This window comes from Parvibacter caecicola, assembly GCF_003725335.1.
GTDB classification, from domain to species: domain Bacteria; phylum Actinomycetota; class Coriobacteriia; order Coriobacteriales; family Eggerthellaceae; genus Parvibacter; species Parvibacter caecicola.
Map to the genome: position 1 here is coordinate 496 of NZ_QIBY01000019.1, position 25,417 is coordinate 25,912.

Genomic DNA, 25,417 nt, shown 5'->3' on the forward strand with positions numbered 1-25,417 from the left:
ATGGCAAGAAGGTTCGGAATTTCCGCCAAGCAAACGTCCACGGGTTTCGACGAGCCACCAATCGGTGACGAAAATCAATCGGAACGCCAGGTAAATGGCCTGAAGGGGCTCATGCGCAAAGTGACCGAGCGCATGGCCGCCTCCTCTGCCGCCCGCGCAACGGGCGACGATGCCGCGCGTGCAAATGCGCCCGAGCAGGCCGCCGTGGAGGCCGCCACCCCCGCCGCCGGCGCGTTTTCTATTACGCGCGCGCGTTATAGCGAGGGTTCACAAGAGGGTGCCGCCGAGGCTTGCGAAGAGGCTATGGCGCTGGGCGCTATGGAGATTTGCGAGAAAAGCACCGCGGCCACTGAGGCTTGCGAAGAGGCCTCTACGCTGGGCTTTGTCGAAGCCGGCGAAGGAGCTGCCGCCCCGGGCGGCGCCGAGATGAGCGAAGGAAACGCGGCGGTGGGCGCTGTGGAACTTCGCGACGAGGCCGCTTTCGCAACAGCTGGCTCTTCTGCTGAGGATAGCCGCCAGAAAATGGCCGCTGAGCTGGGAAATGACATTGGCGAAGGCTTCCGCCCCGCCTCTAAGGCCAAGCGCTTGGATAGCGCTTTCCAACTGCTTGCCCAGGCTGGGCTGAAGCGCTCGATCAAGGCGGGGGCGTCCGAACCGCTCGCCGCTTCCGAACTGGCCAACGGCGCCGCTGGTAACGCTGCTGGCGTTCCGAGCACCGCTGAGGGCAGCTCCGCCGGCAAGGGCGCTGCTGGAAATACCAACGCTGCCGCCGCGGCCAAGGGCGCCGGGCTGGGCGACATCGCCGATCTGGCCAAGGGCGCGTTCGGCGAAGACGGCGACGCGCCGGTGGTGAACCCGCCGCTGCGCACCCGTCCCTGGCAGCGCGTGCTGTCGGTTACCATGAGCATCCTGCTGGCCGCCACCATGTTCGACGCTTCGGGCCTGAGCCCGCTGTTCCAAGACGCCACCGCCGCCGAGGCGGAAAGCGCCCAGCCGCAAGACGCCGCCGACGACCAACCGGCCGAGGGCGACGCCGCCGGCGAAACCACCGACGGCGATCAGGCCGCCACCGCTCCCGAGGGCGAAGGCGACGCCGCCAACTCCGACGCCACCCCGGCCGAGGGCCCTGATGCCGCCGAGGGCGAGGGCGACGAGCCCGCCGCCCAACCGGAGCAGCAGCCGACCATCGACGAAGCCGCCGAAGTCGCCAAGCTGCTGCCGGAGCACCTGGTGTCTGCCACCGACGTGCTGCCCGCCAAGTTCGAGGGCGACGCCGACATCAGCGCTCGCATCAACCCCACCCTCACCCTGTTCGGCGCCCCCATGGTTTCTAGCACCGGCTTTCTGGTGAAGAACGGCCCCGTGCAAGCCGACTATACCCTGGGCAACTTGGCCGCGCTCCTGGAAGACGGCTGCCTGGGCGGCTCCGCTGTGAACGACGCGGTGGTGCTCACCTTTGAGCTGCCCTACCTCTACGAAGACGCCGAAGGCAATATCGCTACTACTTATAGTGAAGAGCTGTGGAAAGTGAAGCGCGGCATCACCGCCGACAACAACGCCGCCGGCGCCCCCGCTATGCGCGCCGCCCTGTTCGCCGACGCCGCGCCCGCCGGCTGGAGCGTCTGGCAAGAGCACGACGGCGCTTACCTGAAGCTGTCTGATGCCGACCTGAAGGCCGGCGTTTCCGGCAAGATCGTGCTGCGCTACGAAGGCGAAGTGCCCGCCGGCCTCACCGCCCAGGAAGCCAAGGACTACACCGGCCCCACCGTTGAGAGTGCCCCCAACCGCACCCCGGCCGCCATCACCGCCGAGAGCACCATGCCGGTGGTGGGCTTCGGCTTGGTGGGCAACGTGCCCGCCGACGAAGAGGTGGCGGTGCGCTTTGGCTACGAGGCCCGCAGCTTCACCCCGGCCGCCACTGCCAACAACGAGGAGCCCGCCACCCAGTACGGCCGCGCCATGGTGAAAACCCTCGGCTCGGTGAACCTGGTGAACGATGAAACCGATGCCGCCGCCAACGTGACGGTGGAAAATGGGGAAAGCGCCGTCATTAACAGCGAAGGCGGCTACTTGGTATCGAAGGTCCAAATTGCCGTGCCCGAGAACAAGCCCGCCGTTTCCGGCATTTCCCTGAGCGGCCTGTGGGCCACCGACGCCAACGGCTTCGGCGGCGTGCCGGCCGCGGTGCTGATGGCCTACAAGAAAGGCGAAGACGGTGGCGACCCGGTGCCCAACTTGGGCGACGACGGCGCCCCCGACACTTCCAAAGACGCGCGCGAGCGCTCTACCTTCGTGGGCGTGCCCGGCGAAGGCGGCGTTGTGGTGGTGGACGTGACCGAGCTTTCCGAGGCCCAGCGCGCCGCCCTGGATTTCAGCAGCCGCGACTCGCTGCGGGAAGCCGGCCTTTCCGCCATCCCTTATAAAGTAACTGAAGAAGGCTTGCTCGCCCTCACCCTCGACGATGACGAAGGCGCCGTGGCGGCGGGGAAGGAGCGCACCTTCTACGTGGCCGCCCCCTACGCCCTGAGCGCCATGGAGCTGGAAGACGCCCCCGAGGCGCTGCCCGGTGCCGAAGGTGCCAGCCCCCTGGGGACCGCCCAGGCGGGCACCTCGGTGCAGAAGTTCAAGCCGGTGGTGAACGAACTGGACGTGAGCGTGCTGGTGCGCACTCAGGGCAAGGCGGTAGCGCTGCCCTTCCACGAGCGCATGAGCGCCACCTTCACCCGCACCGCCGATCCCGAGGCCCCCGCCGCGCCGGCTGCCCCCGAAGGGGAGGGCAACGGCGAAGGCGACGGCGAAGGGGAGGCTGACGATCCCGACCCGGACAGCCAGCCGGCCGTCGATGAGCCCCAGCAGGAGGAGAGCACCTATACCCCCCCCACTAGCGAGGAGCTTGTGGAGCACATGGGCACCTATGGCCATGGCCCCATCGTGCTGGGCAACGCCATGAGTTTCTCGTCGGGCCCGCTGTACAGCATCACCCCCTTCAACACTCGTGCTGCCGGTGGCTCCGAGACCGTGCTGGTAGGCGGCCTGCCTGCCGGCTATGTCGACCCCAACCTCAAGGTTACCCCCGGCGGCGGTACCGCTATGGGCAATAACACTTATATGATCAAGTCCACTGACAGCCCGTTCCTGGACCTTACCGCCGACGTGGGTTACGATGCCGGCTTTATGGGCCTTCCCGCCAACGGCTATGCCGATGGCGAGCGAGAGGATGCTGCGCCGGTGTTCGAGCTGCAGATTCCTTATTTCGTGGACTCCCATTCGGGCGGCCTTACCGAGGAATACAGCTACGACAACTGGAAGGCCGATGGAAATGATATCGGCAACGACAGCTCCCCCCGCGGGCCTCGCCTGGCGCTGGTGCTGAATTCCGATTGCTTCGATGGCAAGTGGAAGATCTACGATATGGACCGCTCCGGTTCCACCAAGGGTACCTTGCTCACTGACGCCCGTTACAAAAGTTGGTACAACTCTGAGGGCATCACCGGCGTCTTTCGCCTGAAGTACATGGGCAACGCCTCCAACAAGTGGCAGCTGATCAAGGATTTCAGTCGCCTTTCCTTGGGGGTGACCTTCATCGGCACCATTCCTGAGAACACGGGCGGCACCATCCGTTGGGGCGTGAGCTACAACGCCTACACCGATGCCAATGGCGACGTGCTGCGCGGCAACATCGATACCGTGATCAGCCCTGGCGCCCAGTCGGACAGCTCCACTCAGCGTAACGCCACCTTTATTAAAACCAATCTTGACTGGAATACCAATATAGAGGTGATCAGCCGCCCCGTGCTGTGGGATCGCTACAACTACATGGTGTACCGCATCACCACCCGCAACGTTTCGCCCGAGAAGGACTCGCAAATCGACTACCTGTCGTACTTCTTCAAGTTCCCTTCGGCCGAACTCACCAACACCGGCATCCGCGATGCCGACCTTGTCACCTGGCTAGTTACCAATCCCCGCACTGAGAACGAAACCATCACCAAGAACCCCGACCCCCGCGCCACCGTTTCCGGCAAGGAGTACGTGGGCGTTCCCGGCCAGGGCGGCGCTCTTATCTACGACATTACCAACAACCCCGGCGTAGCGGAGGCGCTGGATTTGCAGTCGTTCGAGAACGCTGAGGACCTGGGGCTGCACGAGCTGCCCTACACTACGGCGGGCCAAAACGGCCAAATCTCTTTCACAGTGCCGGAGGTGGAGAAGAAAGACCAGATTACTCCCGACAACGAAGCGGACACTTATAACCCCCTCATGGGCGGTTCGATGTACTACGGCCCCATGAAGAAACCGGAAAGCGCTTTGGACCAGAAGACCGACCGCAAGGTGTTTCTGTTGGCGTTGCCCTACACTACTAATATGAGTGCCGACGAGTATGTGACGCTGGATACGGAATCAACCGTGCACTTTGGTGGCCGTGGCGTTGACGACTACATGTGGACCAAAACCTACACCAACACTTCCACCTTCAACAATCCCACCGCCGGCGCCAATATCGAAAAGGTCTCGTTGCGTCCCAGCGACAGCGCCGTGGGCGAAACCTTCGAGGCTCCCTTGGGGCAATCGGTTACGTATCGCTTGCGCAACCTGCGCATCACTGGCAACCAGCCGCTGTTCGGCACTAGCCTGTTGGCCGATACTGCCACCGACCGCTACGGCGCCCAGATTGTTGACACCTTGCCCAGCGGTATCAATTTGGAGCAGATCAGCATTCGCATTAACCAGTCGGCTGCATCCACGTCCGACAGCGACGATCGCCCCGCGCTTTCCCTTTCCGCCGGCGACACTTTGAACGGTGTCGTTTTAGTGCCCTCTGCGGATTACGTGGCGGGTGCCGAGCGCGTTACGGTGGCCGGCGACGTCATCGATGGCGTGACGGTGGGGGACGGCACCACTCCGGCGGTGGGCACCAAAGTTACCCTGAAGGCCGGCGACGTCATTGACGGCTATAAAGTGGTGGCCGATGCCAGCTCCGTGGCGCCGCAAGTTATCGCCAACGCCGTAGATTTAGATGATTGGTTTGCCACTGGTCGCGACAATCACGGCAACTCCGGTGTGCTGGAGTTCGAGTACCGCGATCGCTTGGGGCAGCTGCACTGGCGCACCATTGACAACCTGCCCATCACGCGGACCTATGCTGCTGGTACCACCGGTGCGGTGATGTACACCTTCGGCAAAGCCGCAGATGAGTCGCAGCATCTTTCCACAATCTTGGAGAACAACGGCATCGGCGCCATTCCCCATGCCAGTGGCGGTGTAACTGCCGGCACCAACGGCACCTTCACCGGTCGCGTGCGTTTCCTGCTGAAAGAGCGCATTCCCCAGTACAAGGGCCTCACCGCCATTCCCCTCACCATCGATGTGACTGGCGCCTTGATCGCGCCCCGCTCCAATGGTGCCAATGGTGCTTACACCAACAATGTGAGCATCTCCTACGGCCAAAAACAGTGGGTCACCTCTTCGTCTGAAGGCGGCCAGTACTACACCCTCATCGATCGCACCAGCAATCCCGACACGGCTTCTTTTACTGCAACTCCCACCAAGCCCATCATCTCTGGCGGTGCGTTCTCCGGTAACAACGGCGGCGTTAACAACGTGGCCGACCTGAAGGAAACGCTGGTGAACGAGCCCAATGCCGGTTGGCGCTTCCACATTGGCAACAACTCGCAGGCCCCCATGGAGCCGGCCTACTTCTTGGTGGGTGCCGATCAAACCCCTGCTGGCGGCGTTACCGGCATGACCTATCACGGTATGTTCTACGAAGGAGTGCGCGGTGTTCGCCGTGGCTTCGAAGCGGAAAAGGTGACCATCAGCGGCAACATGTTCGCCTCTGGCGTTATTGAAAGCGTAGAAATCAACTACTACTCCAAAAACGCAAACGACATGCTGATGCGCACCACCACCCTTACGGCGGCGCAGCTGGAAGCCTATCGTCAAAACGACATGGACGGCGACGGCCTGACCGACGCCGTGCTGCCCTCGGGGCTGTGGGCCGACCAGTACCTCATGAATGTTAAGGTGAAGTTCAGCTCCTACAAGCCCGGCAATGGCACCAACAACCGCGGCACCATTGAAATCATCGGTACTCCGAACCAAGTGCTCACCATGCCCCTGGTGGCAAGGTTCAGCACCGACTATGATGACGCCGCCTACAACCAGCAGGTCAGCAAAACCGCTACGCTCAAGAGCGCTTACGTGCCCATCAAGCCGGCGGTATCGGTGAACCACGGTTGGAGCGGCAATGGCGCCGGCACCCACACCAACGAGAACGTGCCCTATCGCTGGGGCGACGGCGAAGGTGAAAGCGCCTACTTTAATTACTTCTTTACCAATGACTCGTTCTTCACGGCGCGCCGGTTGAACCTCGACCTGCAAATCAACGACAACCATGCCAGCAGCATGCTGATTACCACCGACGAAGACGGCAGCACCATCCAGCGCGGCTTCGTAGGGGAGGAGCTGGTGCTGCCTGGCTTCCAGTGGAACAACTACACCACTTCGGTGGAGCGCCCCATGCCGGAGAGGGAGGGCACCACCCCCAGCGGCGCCCCCGTCACCCTGAACAAGCGGGACGCCAACGGCAACATTGCCTTCAACATCGACATCGACGGCGACGGTGTGGCCGACTTCCTCATCGACGCCAACAACGACGGCGTGGTGGACGACCCCGACGACGTGTACCAGTTCAGCCCCATCTACGACGAGGTGGCCCACACTGGCTGGCTGCACCAGAACTCCGCCATCTCCGCCATCGACTTCTTCTCCATCAACATCAACGGCGAGCTGGCGAAGACCAACGCTTCCCAGGCGGCGGCCGAAGAGGCGGCCCGTCAGATGAGCTACGACGCCGTAGAGCTGCAGAACTTCGTGTACTTGGACGATGGGGGCCGGGGCGACGGGCCGCAGATTTCCCCTGATCAAGTGAGCGCTAGCACGGTGAAGGCGGATAACCTCATCTCTTCTTCCACCTCTGGCGCCAACACCGTTGAGGTGTGGGAGCACGTGACCACCGAAACCTACACCTACAACGGCCCCGCAATTGCCGGCACCAATATCGCTTTGGCTACGGGCGGTACCCTGGGCGTGCGCACCACCACGGTGCGGGAAACCAAAACCCTGCGGGCCGACGGCACCACCGACTCTTCCGAGGAAACGAAGGAAACCTACACTGGCCTCACCGCCACCTTGCGGGTGCCCCTGGGCAAGAAGTACGATTTCAGCGGCGCCACCGCTGCGGAAACTGTCATCGACCCCGCTGACACCATCGTGGCCGCCCGCATTCACTTCGATCGCGTTGACGGCAAGAGCACTTACGCCGGTGGCACCATTAGCCCCACTTGGCCCACCTTCAGCGTGTTCGGCCGCGCCGACACCCTGTCTAACACTACCGCCCGCGCCAATGTGTACGCCACTACCGACGAGTACGGCTCCGACCTGCGCGCCAGCGCCAGTCACGCCATGGGCGTCTACACCGCCACTTCCACCATGGGATCCCAGTCGTTCAAGCCGGCGGATGCCCGCAAGAAGAGCGCTGCCAACGAAGGCGACCTCTCCGTATTCGGCAACTCCACGGCCGATGCCGATGCCTATGAGCTGGCCAATTACGCCGACGATGCCGGATACCGCTTCTGGGTGAACAGCACCAGCTTCGCCCGCATGGACAACACCTCCGTCACCGTTTCGGTGCGCAGCCTGTCCGACAAGTTGCCGGCCCCCATCGGCGACATCCAAGGCTTCCTCACCAAGCGGGTAACCCTGTCCCGGGCGCTGGTGGGTATCGGCTCCACTTACCGCAGCGGCAACAAGGCGCCGGCTAAAACCGACACTGCCCTTAAGAAGGTAACCTTCTACTTCCGCAACCCCGATGCGGCGAACCTGCCCCTGTACAACGACCAGGTGTCCAATCCGCCCATCACGGTGGAGCTGACCACTGCCCAGGTGCTGCAGCTGTTTGCCGATGCCGATGCCGCCGCCGGCGCTGAGGTGGGTTCCGTGCAGATAGATCTTGCCACCGCGCCGGAGTTCGCTTCTGCCAAGGGCCTGTACCTTGAGAAGATTGTGATGGATTACTCCGAAATGGACCCCTGGAAAGGGGCCCAGAATCTGGTGACTCGTGCGGAGGACCAGCTGTTTGTAGAGCTGACCGGCAAGGCCAACTGGTGGTACTACCGCCAGAACAACCGCCACTTGCCGGCCCAAATGGCCATTGCACAGCAGAACCGCACCATCGGCGGCACCCCTCAACTGTCCGCTGGCAATGGCGCCAACCGCAACATGTTCTCGTATCTCACGGTGAACCCGCCGGCCTTGGCCGTGTACACCTATGGCCAATACGGCAACAACGCCAATCAGTACATGAATCAGAACTCGCCGGGGGAGAGCAGCGACGTTACCGCCGTGCCTTACGACCGCGACTTCAAGATGTGGGTGAATCTGTTCAACGAGCGGGGCATTTCCACTCTGGACGATGTGGACGTTGATGTGAACATCCCCATGAAATGGGAAAGTTCGGTGCAGTTGGACGGCAGCAGCGAAAGCGGCTGGGTGGGCTTCCATACCACCCAGGTGCGGTTCCGCCATGCATGGTTCGACACCTTCTACCATGGCGGCACCATCGGCAAAATCCGCTTTACCGGCTATGACGAGAGCGGCAACAAGACCCCCGTCACCTGGACACTGAGCCCCAACGACGGCTACCAGGGCGGCTCTGAGGCGGCTACCACGGCCGGCCCGCTCACCGCGTTCGTGGACGACTGCGCCGGTGCCGATGCGGGTACGGACGGGGACGGTGGCGCCGATGCGGGCACGGACGGGGACGGTGGCGCCGATGCGGGTGCCGATGCCTCCGATCGTCTGCACGACGGCCTTCAGCTTACCGCCGAGGGCGACCTGGTGGTAGGGGAAGAAGTGCTGCGGGCCCACGGCATCTACAACCTTATTAAAGTAGAGCTCGTTTCCTGGAAGGACATGCAGGAAGACGCCTCCAAGGCGGGCCGGGACAACCAGAACATCGAGTTCACCGGCTTCCACGACGTGAACCTGGGCGAGTGGTACCGCCATTTCGGCGCCGAGGCGCGCAACTATCTGCTGGGCATTCGCCCTGCCAACGGCGATGAACCGGGCACCGTGGACGACGCCGCCTGGAAGATCATCAGCTCGAAGATGCACACCCCGGTCACTAAGACCGACTCTTCCCAGGTGTACAGCTCAAAGATGTACTTCGACACGGTGAGCCGCGCCGGCCTCTACGACAATAACGCTTCGTATGCCTCTATTGCCGATTCCCTCATTGCCGATCAGCACTCCGCTGCCCCCAAGAGCACCCTCACCGCCAACGGCGACGGCAATGCTCTTGGCAACCGCTTCACCAAGTACACCGCTGGCAGCTGGGATGGGCACCACTGGGGCCATTCCGATGGTTCCAGCGGCGAGAGCAACGCCATGCTGGAAGTGGGCTACAAGAGCCAAATCTCGTTGCTGTCCGACTTCCGCCAGGTGAACAGCCAGTACAACGTGCGCTACCCCGAGTATTCTGGCTGCACCTACAACGGTGGCATCTTGAACGAGCAGTCTGCCTACAGCTACGTGGGCCCGGAAACCTACAACACTGGCATGACGGTGCATGTAACCCAGCAGCTGCCCTCTACGGTGTTCGATGCCTACTATGTGAAGATTCGCTCGGTGGCGCTGCCCTACATGCAGGGAATCGACGTGCTGTACAAGGACGGTTCGGTGGTGTCCCTGTCCGAGGCCGACCTGCGGGCCGCCTACGACACCACCAACACGGTGGATTCGGCCGCCGCATCCTTGGAGCGCGAGACTTCCACCTCCAAAGAGCGCAACAACAGCGGCAAGGGCAACAATTCCCAGAGCGACGCCGCTGCCACCGATGGCAACCTTACCAAGAACCGCTACTTCCGCTTGAACCTGCTGAAGACCGACGACGCCGGCAAGCCGGTGGCCTCGCTGGGCGCGCCCTCCAATGCCTACAACAGCGCCAACGGCACTGGCGTGTCCGAGGCGGATGCCTACAAAGACCCGGTATCCGGTTACGAGCTGAAAGACGGCACCACGGTGCAAAACCCGGTGGTGTCCATCACCTATCACCTGAAGGTGAACCAAAACCAATGGCAGGGCAGCCAGCAGAACGCCTACACCGGCCAGAACGCTGGCACCGACGCCGCGTTCGACGCTAACCCGGTGGCTTCCGGCGCCCAGTTGAACACCCCCGATTACGGCACCTGGTACGCGCTTTCCGAAACCAATGCCAACGAGTGGGTTAAGAAGATGGCCTTCGAGGTGAATGGCCGTGTATATCGCAGCGTGCAGAACATGTCCACCGCCCAGGGCACTGCCCAGCCGCTGGACTTCGTGTCCAACCTGGGCAACGATTTCAACAGCATGCGCTCGGCAGAAATGGATACCATTACCGAGTCGGAAATCGGCGGTGACTACTCTGGCAATCTGCGCCCTGGCCACAAGGCTTTGAAGCGCGCCAACAGTCCCTATATGAAGAGCGGCAACACCGATCAATCCGCATATGGCTTGAACGGCACCTTGAACAACACCGACGGGGGCGCTCGCCTCACCTTTATCGCCCCTGGCGTGGAGAGCCGCCGCAACGCACCGGCGGGTCGTACCATGTACCCCAACGGCGCCGCTCTCAGCTTGGCCCAGGGCGACCTGAACGTGGATTTCCGCAGTGCGTGGGCATTCCAAGACTGGCACTCGGAGCACTGTTGCTATTGGTGCGGCCACAGCCACGGGCGCAACAACATGCGCCATATGGTGTCGCGCACCTTCTTCACTTCCACCGACGATGGCGTGTACACTCGCAAGGGCGTGGACACGGGTCTCGTGCTGGGCAACGACCACAACGACAACGCCACCTTCGGCGGCAATCACAACTTCAATGTGTCGCTGTACCGCACCAATATCCGCAAGCATTACTACACCGGCGCCGATTACCGCTACGGCGACGACTGGTACGACCGCTATATCTCCCATGCCGACTCGGTGGTGCTCACCGACACCCTGCCGGAGGCCTTCAAGGAAGAGCAGCTGAACTACTACGGCTATTTGGCTAAGGGCATCTCCTTCCAGGTGCCCAACGCCAGCGGCACCACCTACACTCTGCCGGTGGGCAACGACAGCCTGTACGCGCACCTGAAGAACTACGAAGGCGCCAGCATCACCCTCTATACCCGCAAGACCCCCAAGTGGCCCAACGGCGGCACCAAGGAGTGGTTCCGCAAGATCGTAATCGACCACGAGGCCATTACCGTGTACGAGAAGGACGGAAGCGGAGCGTGGAAGGTGAACGCTGCCGCCACCGCCCGCTTCGAGCAGCGCACCGAAACAGTGGACGGCGCCACGGTTACCGTGCCGGAGAAGAACCTCACCTACCTGTTGGACGCTTCCAAGGGCAAGGGCGATCTGTGGTTCCGCACCTACAAAGAGGCCGGCGACGCGCTGGCGGCTGCTGTGGAAGTGGGGGCTGACCAACAGGAGCTGGACAGCGTTGATGCCCGTACTGATATTCCCGGCTCCGGCACCAGCCCCGAGGGCATGGCCCAGCGTTTCGTTGGCAAGGTGGAGCAGTCGGTGTACCTGGACTTCGCCGCCAACGAGTACCTTGACTACTACGAGATCGATTGCGGCCCCTACTACGGCAGCGGCGATATTACTTCCGAGTACATTGGCCACTACGCCGAAAAAGACAACACCGTAGACACCAAGGACTTCCAGCTTCTGGGCAGCCCTTATGTGTACAAGCGTCAGACCAACCCCATCACTAATGTGATCTCCGATGTGAAGGACGCCACTAACCGCATGGAGGTGTACTTCAGCCACGATTACGCGCCGCTGGTGGGCTCCACCGTGGGCACCGGCACCGACACCGACAGCAATCACGGCACCGGTCTCCTGCGTTCGCCCGGTTGGCGCGGCAGCTGGAACGACACCGGTGATGTGACGAACGGTGGCAGCCATCGCTGGTACGACGAGGCCTACTACCTGGGCTTCCTGATTCCCTATGGCTACAAGTACAGCCTGCAGGCGGTAACCACCGACGCCAACGCCAATACCGACCCCAAGAACGGCAAGCCCTCCGAGAACTCGTCGTACCTCTACGACTACTACCTGGACGGCGACGCCACCACCCCCGAAGCCGCTAACAACATGCTGCCCAACACGGCGAAGTTCTACGCCTACTTCCAGAACATCTCCGATGGCGGCAACGAGATGAACAAGGCTTCTCACATCAGCCGGGTGAAGTTGGAGAACACCCTCGATTCGGCGTTCCGCCTGCAAACCATCTACGTGCCGCAGCAGTTTGTGGAAGTGGCCGCCAATACCGCCCGTTACAAGAATTGGTTCCGCGGCGAGCAATTCACCTTCAAGGTGTTCGACGCTAAAAGCAATGCCGAGAAGACCATCACCCTCACCTGGAACGAGATGCTGGTGCTGGGGCTGCTGAATGCGCCGGCCGAGGGTGCTGATGACTACACCATCGACATCGAGAAATATCTGCGACTGTGCGCCCGCAAAGACGAGCTGGCGGCCCAGGGCAAGAGCTCGCTGGACATTGCCAAGGCCTTCGGCATGCCCACCACGGCGGAGGAATACAAGAAGGTAACCGGCCTCACCGGTGCCACTGATGACGAAAACGCCCAGTTGGCCGCGTTCGATTCCGCTGCGCTGGTGGCAAATATGCCGCGCCTGCGCACCTACAGCGCTACCTCCAACAGCGCAAACAACACCGACGGCTCCATCGTGCTCACCAACACTATCGACGGCTACCAGGGCGATGCGAACGTGGACTTCACCTATGCCGACAGCTACGTGAGCTACTTCTCCTTCGTGTTCAATTCCCCCAACGCCACCCGCACCGAGGCCTACACCCAGTTGGACAGCGGCGAGTTCCTGGGTCGCATCGTGGACAACGATCACCTGTTGGAACTGAACAAGGATGCCGACAAATTCAACGTTCCCAACGTGGTGGGCAAAACCCGCGAAGAGGCCATTAAGATCCTCACCCAAGAGCGGCCCGGCACCAACTTCCCCACCGGTTGGTACAAGGAAGAGAACATCCGCATTATTGAGACGGTGATCGCCGACGGGGAAGAGGGCTCTTCCACCCCCATTGGCAGCGTGGTTTCCCAGAGCCCCACCGAGACCGATTCCTCCGGCAAGCCCAACCAATCGGTGGCGGGTGCCATGATCACCATCACCGTGCGCGTGGAAGCGCCGCCCGAGGAAGAATTCGACATCAAGACGCTGCTGGGCAAAACCCTGGCCCAGGCCACCCAAATGGCCCAGGAGGCCGGCTTCAGCGTGCAAACCCAACTCACCAACGAGGAGATGCTGGACGACGGCACCCAGGTGGAAGAGGGTTCGGTGCAGAACGTGAAGAACCTCACCGGCACCGCCGGCGTTGAGGGCAAGACGGTGCTGCTGTACGTGCATGCCAAGTACGGCACCGTGCCCAATGTGGCCCCGGTGGTGGCGGAAGGCGGCAGCCTGGCCGATGCCACCCGCACCAGCGAGGAAGACGCCCTGGCGGCTATGGAGGCCGCCGGCATGGTGGCCCACGTCACCTACGTGGTGCCCACCCCCGAGGATTTGGGCCTTACCGCCACGCCGGAGACCCCCGTTGACCTGAGCCCCCTCTACGGAACGGTGAAGAGCCAGTCCATTCTGGGCGGCGAAACCCAGCTGAAGGGCACCGAGGTGGAACTGGTGGTGTTCGCCGAGCCCACTACCGTGGTGGATGTGGTGAACCACACCGAGGCCGACGGCAGGGCGCTGCTGGAGCGGCAGGGGCTGGTACCGGCGGTGAATACCGTGCCCATTCCCAGACCCACCGAGCCGGACGAGAACGGCGAGGGCGGCAGCGACATGACCTCCCTCATCGGCACTATTTTCGCTCAAGATCCGGCCGCCGGTTCCAACGTTCTGCCCGGTGCCACTGTCACCATTTCCGTGTACGGCCCGCCGGAGGAGGAGGCTCCCGTGCAGCCCACCGGCACCGCCGAGTACGTGCTGTACGTGCCGGAGGCGAAGGGCTACGATGCCGCTACCTCCACGCCGCTTCTGGCCAAGATCACCGGCACCGACTACGAGGGCAACACCATCAACAACTTTTACCGCCTGGTGCCCGGTACCCCGCTTCCTGCGGTGCTGAACTACCCGGCCCAGGGCACCACTTATAAGGTGGACTACTTCACCCCCATGAACGCCGATGGCAGCACCTACGAGGTGCCTGCCGTGCACGATTTGGAGCTGAAGGCCGACTTCGATCAGGCCGCCTGCACCCGCGAGCTGAAGCCCATTTCCGCTGATACGGTTACCCGCGTGCAGGTGGACGGCAAGATTCGCCGCCTGGAGCAGATCCGCGACGCCGAGGACCGCATGCTGATGGGTGCCCTGTCGGTGGATGTGCTGAACGATGCCATGGCTCAGCTGGACGAGTACTACACCAACTCCCTGGAGCGCAAGGACTACTCCTTCACGGTGCAGTTCCCCGAGATGGACCTGGCAAACACCACCGCCATGGGCGCACGCATCCAGGGCAAGGACTACCGCGGCAACCCGGTGGACTTTACCGTGGCCTTCAACCTTGAGGCGGGAGTGTCCGGCGAAGGCGCGAACGCCCAGCCGGTGAGCACCCAGACGGTGGACCTCAACCTGGTAAAGGGCAACTATTCCGTCAGTTTCCTGATGCCGGTTTCCAAGCCCACCCAGAAAACCCAGCAGATCGTTGGCGACGACGGCACGGTAACCACGGAGCCGGTGTTCGATGACAACGGCAAGCCGGTAATGAACCTGGCCGGCATGTACGGCCCAGATTTTACCGTGCGCACTTTCTTTGACGATAATGGCAACGGCCTCACTACGCCCGCTGTGCCCGGCACCGACGGGAACGAGGGCACGCCCGAGTTGGATTACCAGGAATCTTCCAATCAGGTGACTTTGCCGCTGAAGGAAAAGCGCGAAGATGGCAAGAACGTGAACATGGCGCTGGTAGTGGCCATGGACGAGTCCGGCAAAACCCAAGAGGTGATCGACGGCTACTTCGACACCCTTACTCAGTGGATTGCCAAGGCCGACAAGAACGCCTACCAGGCCCCGGCTGACAGCCCGCTGGTGGACTTCGACCGCACCATCGTGGACCAGGGCAGCGAGTACCTGCCCGACACCCTGGTGGAGTACTCGCTGTACGTGGACTGCGAAGGCTGGTGGTACCAGCAGGGCAGCGCCAGCAACTCCACCCTACCCATCGCCCACATCACCGGTACCGACCTGCGTGGCAACCCGGTGGACAAGTATGTGGCCTTCGAGGCCAACAACCAGGTGTTCCTGAACCTGTACAAGGGCAACTACAACGTAAGCTACATCACGCCGGTGAATGCCGACGGCAGCCTGTACATCATGCCGGAGGATCATCAGCTGCTGCTGTCTTCCGAGGCTGCCGCAAAGACCGCCAAGCGCACTACTATGGTGCTGTTCGAGGATTTGGAGCGCGGCGAAAACGTGGTGCTGCTGCCCAACTTCTACGACGCCCTGGACGCCATTCCCTCCGGCGCTCTCACCGACCTTGCCGGCAACCCCATGGATCCGGCCGGCTTCCGCGCCACTGCCCAGAAGCACATGGCGGATGCCCTGAAGCGCCTGAACGATTCGAAGGTGTCCATCGGCAACAGCTCCAACCCCTACGCCTTTGCCTATACGGGCACTTACGTGGACCGCACGCTGGAGAACTTCCGCAGCGCCACTGCCACTACCAACGGCACCGACAAGGCGGCCATCACCGACGCTACCACCTCCGAAGCCACCACCAACGGCAAGTGGGACGAAACGTCCACCCCCGCCTTCGACAAAAAGGGCAACGGCTACTACCAGGTGCTGCACAACAACAAGCTGGCCGTGGTTGAGAAGGAAATGCAGACGAAGGACCCCAACCACGACACGCTGCGTTGCAACTACTCGCATCCGGAGGCGGGCTACACGCTGCGCCACCGCTTGGGCATGCTGGAAACCAGCTACCTGCGCGGCACCAAGCTGACGGCGCCCTACACCGATGCCGCCGGCACCAGCCACAGCTGGATTTTCGCCTACGACCAAGACGATCGCGGTGCCAACTATCCCGCCAGCTTCCGCCAGAACGGCAATGCCACCGACATTCCCAACGGCCAGCTGTACTCCGGCGACTACGTGGAGTACACCCTGAAGATCAAAGCGGGCCAGAAGGACCAGTACGACGGGCTGGCCCTGCCGCTGCAGGCCGTCGACGGCCGCTTTGAAACCGGTTCCGGCCAGCGCATTGTGGGCTGGGAAGTGGTGCAGTGGACCGACGCCGCCGGCAAAGCGGTTGCCGGCAACAAGGCCTCCAACACCGCCAACCAGCTGGCCGTGACCGCTCAGCTGGTGGCCAACGACGGCGCCGGCAACGCGGTGCAGGTGCGCGACGCCGCCCCCTGCACCGACCTGTCGAAGTACACCTACACCAATGCTGACGGCGCGTCCATCGACGACGACGGCGCCTACAACCATATCCTGCTGTTCAAGCTGCGGGGCGTTGGCGCCGACGAGCTGAAGCAAGGGGAGTCGGTTACCGTTCGCGTTATCACCCAGATGACCGAAGAGAAGGAGGCCGCCGGGGCTAACCTGGACGATCCCAATGGCGCCTGGCGCGACGACGACCCCTCCTATTCGCAAGGGGATGCCCGCGACGTTACCGCCCACTTCTACGCGGTGGCGGCGCCCCGTCACGGCTACGCCCAGTACAAGGCCGCCTACAACGGCACCGATGTGACCGGCCGCACCTCTGGCAGCTCCATCATGAACGCCAACACCTCCATGGGCAGCCCCAACGTGTTCGGCACCGTGCAAACCTTCAGCGAGCGCGCCGACGGCAGCGCCATCGGCTCCATCGGCGCCGCCGAGTGCCCCATCTACTACAGCTTCTCCAACACCGACATCACGTTGGCGGGGCTTGCGGGCGATACGGTGAAGCAGCAGATGGCCTCCCATAACTACGCCAACGTGCGCTTCCACACCCATCCCCAGAACAACATCACGGTGTCCACCGCCTTCATCGACAAGCTGCCCACCAACCCGGGCAAGGTGGCGGAAACCGACGGCAACCGCATCCAGGCCACCGTGGGCGGCATCTCCAACACCACCGCCCATACCGCCGACATGACGGTAACCGTGTCCTTCATGCAGGACGTGGCCGGCGCCACCGGTGCCGTGACCGGCTACAAGAAGATGTTCGAGCTCACCTCGGCGCCGCACATTGCCGCCACCGACACCCTGCTGGTGGACGGCGGTTATGCGGGCCTGCCGAAGTCGAACCTGAAGAACATGTTCCCGGCCGCCGGGGCCGCTGCCGGCGACGACAGCGCCGCCATCGGCGCCGACAAGATGCCCTACGATGCCAGCGGCCGCCCGCGCATCAAGGTGGAGTACTTCGTGCCCCAAACCAAGCTGAGCCTTCTGGGCGGCAGCGGTGCCGGCATGGGGGCCAACCCCGCCAACGGCGCCGCAAACAACGGCCAGGGCGTGCAGGACCAGATCACCAACGACTATCTGGACTACCGTCCCACGGTAGGGGGCACCGTCAGTGGCAGCCAGCCTTCCGGCAGCGCCAGCAGCAGCACCGTTGAGGGCATGCGCGGCAACTGGTACTCCGAGCAAGAGCTGGAGAAGATTTTCAACAGCTCCAGCCAGGAGGCCACCGACGAGGGCCACACCGCCAACAGCAACAAGTTCCGCGATGTAACGGCAGTGCGTTGGACCTACTACGACGTGCCCGGCTACTCCACCTACAACGGCAGCGGCATCGGCACCGCCGTGGGCTACGAGCTGCCCAACGTGGTGCTGGACGGCGTTGCCCGTTACCAGGACATCCGCCTGGACAACACCGACGCCCCCATTTCCACCGGCACCGAGCAGGCCAACAAGTGGACCGGCACCATGAAGACCGACCTGGCCTTCACCCACTTCCACAACGAGAACACCGTGCTGTCCTTCATCGACAGCACCGGCACCCGTCCCGATCCGGCCGCCATCACCTACGCGAACGATCCGCTGAACAAGCCAGCCGACCTGGATCACGTGAGCAGCGCCCTGGCCACCGCCGATAACGCGGTGACTCACGGCACCCTGCTCACCAAGCAGGACGAGAACAAAGACACCACCCGTGTGGTGTACCGCCGCACCCCCATCATGCGCTTCCAGAACCAGGCCTTCCAAACGGAGGCCCAGGTGAACGAGGCCTCCGGCAGCAAGTACCTGCCCTGGAAGACGGTGGGCTCGGCGGCCGCCAACTCCACCTATTACCCGGATGCCGAGCAGAAGACCGGCTACGTGCCCGGTGAAACCTTCTGGTACAAGGACACCCTGGTGAACGTGCCCATGGGCACCAACTCCGGCATGACCGAACTGGAAGGCGAGCTGTACAACCCGGTGATCTACGAGCGCATTCCGGTGGACTACCTGAAGCAGGCGGCCGTGGAAGCGGGTGTGGCCGGCGAGGAGATTGACGCCGATTACATGGCCAAGCTGCTGGAGGGCCGCATCAAGTGGACCAACCGCGACGACGAGGACGTGTACGCCAGCCGCACCCGCGGCATGAAGTTGCAGGTTACCGCCATCGACGAGGGCCGGCAGAAGGACGTGGGCGGCAACATGGTGTACCGCCAGGACAGCGGTGCCCCGTACCGCTACTTCAGCGACATGGACCCGCGCAATTCCAGCTACAGCACCCATTTCGTCACCTTCAAGATCGAATGGGTTGTGGACGGCGAAGTGAAGGACGGCATCGGCTCTGAGGTGTCCGGTGTGGATCAGGCGTCGCGCCCGGTGGATCAGATTCAACCGGGTTCCACCCGCATGGAAGTGGGCGACGTCATCGAGCTGTGGTTCCCGGTGCAGGCGGCCATCGACGGCCTGCCCCAGGTGTACATGGGCCGCGGCGTCACCGGTGTGAACGACCTGCTCACCAGCAGCTCCTACACCGGCCTCGAGCCCTCTTACTTCCCCCGCATCGGCGAGTACTATTACTACCCCTACGTGAATAACAACAGTGCCTCTGGTCGCATCAACCCGTTGAACACCGGTAGCAACAGCTCCGATTCCGGCGACGGCTACTTCGGCATCGGCGCTTTCCGCGATTGGTGGGGCGCGGTGCGCGTGGCCAATGAGAACATTGCCATGGACATGAACTACCTCATGCACGAGGCGGCCTTCAGCGGCGACAAGGCCGAGCAGACCGACTTGTGGGAGATGTTCGACGGTTCGCTGGTGTATATACCCGGCTTAGAAACCAATTACTATGTACGCGGTGGCTCTGGCGACTGGGACGTGAACAACTGGGGTGTCAACGGCGGTGGCAACAACTCCAATGGCGCTTCCGGCGGCGTGTTCCTGGACGAGGACGTGAAGGTTACCCGCAATAAGCAAATCGTGCGCTACAGCCCGGTGGCCCCCGGCGGCACCACGGTGGCGGACGCCACCGGCGTGGCCCCCGGCACCACCACGGTTACCGGCCCCGGTGTTCTGCCCACCACCCCGCGCTACGAGAATTGGTACTACGCCAATGGCGGCGGCAATGTGGGCAGCTACGGTAACGGCATCAACTACGGCAACGGCATGTCCGGCACCGGCGGCAGCTTGTTCGGCCTGGTGAGCGATAACGGCAGCTCCTTCACGGTGCGCCGGGTGCGCGACTGGTACCAGTACGTGCTGCGCGACCGCATCGTGGGCAACACCATCGCCACCGCCGATGGCGAGAGGGTGCGCAAAGAGGTGGCCTATGCTGGCGAGGGCAACACCGCCACGCCGCTGGTGTGGAGCCAAACCCGCGTGCACCTGCAGAAGGCCTGGCTGGCCACCTCTTCCCAGATGGTGTCCAACGAGGCCAACTACAAGGCGAAGACCCGCTATGTTTCCGGGGAAGACCCGCACATCGGTTGGTACATCAACGACAGCCATTACTCCTGGAACGATGTGGAGTCGGATACCCGCGGCATGAACCGCAATCAGGCCATCACGGCGTTGGAGTACAACCAAGACTTCACTAGCCGCCTGACCGCTTACAACTACGGCGACCGCAACCTGGACGGCGTGGAGTTCACCTATATCATGCCCCGCGGCATCGAGCCTAAGATTGAAAAAGACGACGACCGCGCCGACCTGTCGGATTTGGCTGTAGCCACCGAGTTGGTGAAGAAGCAGGTCAAGGCCCAGTTGCTGTCCGCTACTACTGGTGTGGGCGGCAGCTGGACTGGCGGCAATGCCCAGCAGAGCGGCATTGAAACGAGCGGCAGCTTTGTGGCGGTGCCGGACGAGTTCGTTAACGTGGAAGTGCTGCAGACTCCCTACAGTGCTTACGCCGGTTACGATGCTCCCGCCACTCTGCAAGATCCCTATCTGAGCGGCACCGGCAGCGTGGCCACCGGCAATTCCGAGGCTGGCACCTACACCAATGTGGCGGCTGAGACGGGCGACTACGTTACCCGCCAGTATGTGCCCGGCACTGCCGAGAATGGCGCCGACCCCCGCGGCCTGTACCAGTTGGTGGAAACCGAGGAGGGCAACACCAGCCACCAGAGCGAGTCGTACCGCGACTCCTCCCAGCCGTGGGTTATCCGGGTGACGGTGAACCAGGCGCTGGGCAAGTGGTACGGCCGCAGTGCCGATGGCACCGCCCGCAACGCCTCCGACCCCGACACCGTGAACGTCAACGGGCTGGACAGCGCCTATACGCACGGCGGCTATCAGTTGCGGGTGAACATCGGCTCCCACGTGTTTGGCAACAACGAGGCCCAAATGTGGTACGACCGCGTGCTGGTGCGCCCGGTGGACACCGCCCCGGTAAGCACCGAAGACACCCTGAAGGCAGGGGAGGAGCCCAGCAAGTCATCCGCTTACTACAGCATCTTCGACTATGACCACTTCGAGGGTAAAAACGCTGCCGGCGCCGCCCATATGCAGGATGCCGGCATGGACTGGAAGTTCACCATTACCAATTGGTACCACACCGATGACAACCGCCAGCAGCTGGTGGGCTCTCCCAACATGCCCGCTGTGGATGGCTGCACCATCCAGAACAATACGGTGCGCATCACCAACGACGACGGCAGCCTGCCGGCCGATATCAGCCGCAACATGGGCATGTTCGCTGGCAACGGCGCGGCCGTGGGCGGCATGTGGAGTTATGCTTACAAGATGCCCGAGGAAGCCTACGGCGCCGCGGGCAACGGCGACAGCCCGGTGCTGTACGCCCAAACCGGCACCCGCGCCCAGCAGCGCAAGCCGGTGGTGCGCGTGTGGAACTCCATCGGTGAAGACGGCGTGGGCGCCGACGTGAACCAGTACTACATGGCCAGCGAGAGCGAAACCCGCCAGCTGAACGTGCACGTGGAGAACCGCCATTGGTGGGATCACGTGGCAAGCCAAGTGACCAACTGGTCCTACTACTGGCACAAGGATTACGCGCGCTTCCATAACTACTCCATGGACGGCGGCCAGATGGGCAGCCTGATTCTGCCTACCGTCACCATCGTGCTGCCGGAGGGCATGGTGCCCATGCACCGCAACAAGACCGGCGCTCGCCAGCCCTACGGCCAGTGGCCCGGCGTGGTGCAGGAATTCAAGCTGAACGACTGGGAGGTGGCCAACACCTACGACGCCACCGCCCTGAACCAGAACGGCAACGCCAGCACCACCATCGGCGAAGCAGGCAACGAGACCGAGGATTACAAGAAGAGCAACTTCAACGCCACCGTCACCTACGAGCCGGTGATGGGGGACGACCTTACCACCAGCTACCGCTTCGTGGTGCGCTTCGAGTCGAAGGCCACCGATCTGAACTGGACCGGCCAGAACATCGGCGGCATCGATGTGGTGGAGCACCGCTTGAAGGCCTACGAGATGGACACCTTCAAGTTCGACATCGCCACCACTGGCGAGCCCCGCTGGGATGAGCAGCCCAACAACATCGAGATGGGCCGCGCCACCGAATCCATCCGCACCTACGTTACCTCTAAGATGACCGGCTATCAGTTCCTCACCGACGAGACGCTGGGCAGCCCCTTCACCGTGGGTTCCCCCGCCGATTGGCAGGGCTTCACCCATGGCGGCAGCGGCACCACCTACCTTGGCAGCAATCCTTCCTGGGTGGCGGATGCCCGCCTGGACGGCACCAAGGCCACCTATCCCACCCACTGGAACGGCGGCACCAACCAGGGCACCAACAATATGGCCGACTTCCGCGGCGCCACTTACTACTACTGGAGCGGCTCCACCCGCCTCACCTATGAGTTCGACTACGAGAAGAATCTCGCGTGGGCCGGCGATCACCTGGACAACAGCTACGAGAGCATGTCCTACGGTTCATTCGCCAACATGCGCAACTTCCGCAACAGCTCGGGCGGCAACTACAATGACATGTTCAATATCGGCGCCCTGCCCCAGAACTACTACTTCAGCGGCAGTGCCGCCGCCGGCAGCGAGACCGTTGACGGCGTGATGCGCAATCGCTTCATCGGCTACATGGGCCACTACACCGAAACCGCCGGCACCACCGTGAACTACCACGAGCTGTACGGCGAGCAAACGCTGTCCACCAGCCGCACGCCGCTGGTGAGCTACGCTGCCACCGATGGCGCTCTTACCGCCACCGAGGCCGGCATCAACGTGTCGGAGTACAAGAACCGCACCCAGTACGCCATGCAGCAGTCCTCAACCTTGGGGCTGAACGGCAACAACGCGGCCACGGTGACGGAGAAGTTCGCCACCAAGACGCGCCAGACCACCGACGGGGTTACCTCGGTGGTGGAAAACCATGCCACCCATACCGATGCCGGCGTGTTCGCCGCCATGCGGGTGCGCCTGAAGACGCCTACTCTGAGCAGCGCCTTCGAGGTGGAAACCACTCCTGCCGACATGCCCAGCGACGATGCGTCCAACCCCAACAACTCCACTGCCAGCACTTCTACCGGCAAGGGAGCCACCGACGGCCAGACGCTGGACAACAGCGGCCGCGTTACCGCCACCGGCAACGAGGACGCCAACAAGCCCTTCGAGTACGACGACGAGCTGTGGTTCGCCTCCACCCTGAAGGTGGGGCCGCAAACCCCCACCGACGTGGGCGGCACCGGCGACATCAACCACGCCAAACTGGTGTTCACCATCAACCTGCCCAGCCAGGTGACCTTCTACGACAAGCAGAAGCTGCTGAACCTGATGGACAGCTACAACGCCACCACCGTGCAGGACGAGAACGCCCTGCCGGGCAACACCATCACCTCGGTGGAGGGCCCCTTGAGCCTGCCCAACCTCACCAGCGCCCGCTACAAGGCCACCCAGCCTTCTGCGGCGGCGCAGGCGGCGGCTTTCGAGCGCCTGTTCACCAGCTACGAGGGCGACGACTACCCGTTCTACGTGGAATACGCCCATGTGAAGTACAACTACGTGGACGAGATTGACGAGGAAGGCAACTCCACCGGCCGCGTGCTGCGCGAGCGGGCCGGCACCACCTACGAGAAGCTGACCCCCAAGCAGCTGATCGAGAAGGGTTGGACGGTGAACATCCGCACCCAGCCCGACTACGATGCCAACAACTACTCCGCCAGCGACTACGGCAAGCCCGACGTGGACGACCCCACCGACGTGGTGAAGCCGGACACCAAGGTGGAGAACGCCGACGGCAGCTGGACCACCACCGCCAACGGCTCTACTTCCAAGCCCCGCAGCCATGAAGGGGAGGTGCTGGTGTTCGAACTGGCGCCGCCGGATGACGCCCGCGACAGCGAGTTTGCCCGCCACCACTCCCAGATGGAAGCCTTCTGGGACGGCGTGAAGTCGGACGGTTGCCTGGCCAACGGCGACTCCATCACCCTGAAGCTGCGCACCCGCATCGACAACCTGGGCAGCGAGGACACCGCCATGGAGGGCCTGGTGACCGACGGCAACGTGGCCAACTACCACGCACAGGTGAACGCTATCCGCTCGTGGGTGTCCGACAAGTCCACCGCCTACATCACCACCGAGGCGCGGGACTTGAGCTTCCTGGATCGCCTGATGGGCTGGACCCACAAGTTCGAGGCAGACACTCCCAATCCGTTTGCGGGCAAGGACGCCAAGGTGGCGGCCGACCCCATCTACGAGCTGACGAAAACCGGCGACGGTACCTGGAGCTACACTGTGTTCACCGGTGAAACCTTCCAGGCCGGGCACACCTATGCCCGTCCCATCGTGGCCTCTGACAGCGGCTACCGCTACGGCGTGGGGAACTTCAACAACCAGAACCCCTACTTCTACAAGTATGGCCGCAACACGAAGCTGTCTTACGACGCCGCCGCCTACGATGACGCCATGACCGGCGACCACATCCAGATGGTGGACTTCGACCACGACAACTGGTACGAGGATGACGGCATCATCGAGCGCCACCTCACCAACGATGGCGGCCTGTTCCGCATCCGCAAGCCCTCTGCCAGCGTGCGCGGCGATACCGCCGTGCTGCGCACAGAGGTGACTAGCTCTGACTTCGCCGGCGTGTCCTTCGCCGACGACGGCCATGACGGCGGCGACAACCAGTTCTACGTCACTCAGGCCATCAATACTGGCGGCCCGGTGAACAGCTTTGTCGTGGATTGGCAAGTGCCCTGGTGGTCCACTGGTTCTTCCACTGTGGTCGACGCTCCCTTCGGCAACAGCGTGGAGGGCGGCAAGAAGGTGGCCATCGGCCGTGTGACGCCTTCCATCCACAGCGTGCAGTCGGGTATCTGGGAAGTGCCGGGCGCCAGCAAGTACGTGCTGAAGGACGCGGATGGCGAAGAGCACGAAGTGACTGCCAACTATGTGGAGTACCAAGACCTTAGCGGCGCCACTGTGGACGGCAACAACGTGTCGGAGTGCTATTACATCGACATCGTTCCCACCGGCGCCACCGAACCGGTGCGGGTGTATCTGGGCTTTGACGGCAACGGCACTCCCAACCGCTTCTTCTTCCTGAAGACTCATGCCAACACTGGCGTGATGAGGGAGATATCCACCTTGGCCTCTTCCAGCGGCAAGAACATGACTGATATTTACGGCAAAGACCCGGCTTTTAGCGCTTTCTTCTACAGCAACACCGGTGCCACTGGTGCGGCCATGCGCGCTCGCACGATTACCGGTATGGTGGAGAATGCCGATGGCACCGCCACTGTTTCCTTGGAGGACAACGCCGGCAACAAGAGCAGCATCACCCTCCAGCACGGCTTTATCTACGGTGAGGAGATTCCCTTTAACCCGAAGGAAGAAATCTTCTACCTGTACTATCCCACCAAAGAGGGCAATACCCGCATGGTGCGCCTGAACCTCTCGGAAGACGAAAAGGACATCTATTACTCCAACG

At 62.7% G+C, this 25,417-nt stretch carries 1 protein-coding gene (cut by a window edge); it reads left to right on the forward strand.

All coding sequences use genetic code 11. The features are described 5' to 3' along the window. Positions 1 to 25,417 carry the 5' portion of an SdrD B-like domain-containing protein gene (locus tag DMP11_RS08760; RefSeq protein WP_148041125.1) on the forward strand. Its footprint extends 13,619 nt past the window's final position, so 25,417 of the gene's 39,036 nt are visible here — the first part of the coding sequence; its start codon is at positions 1 to 3; the stop codon falls past the right edge of the window.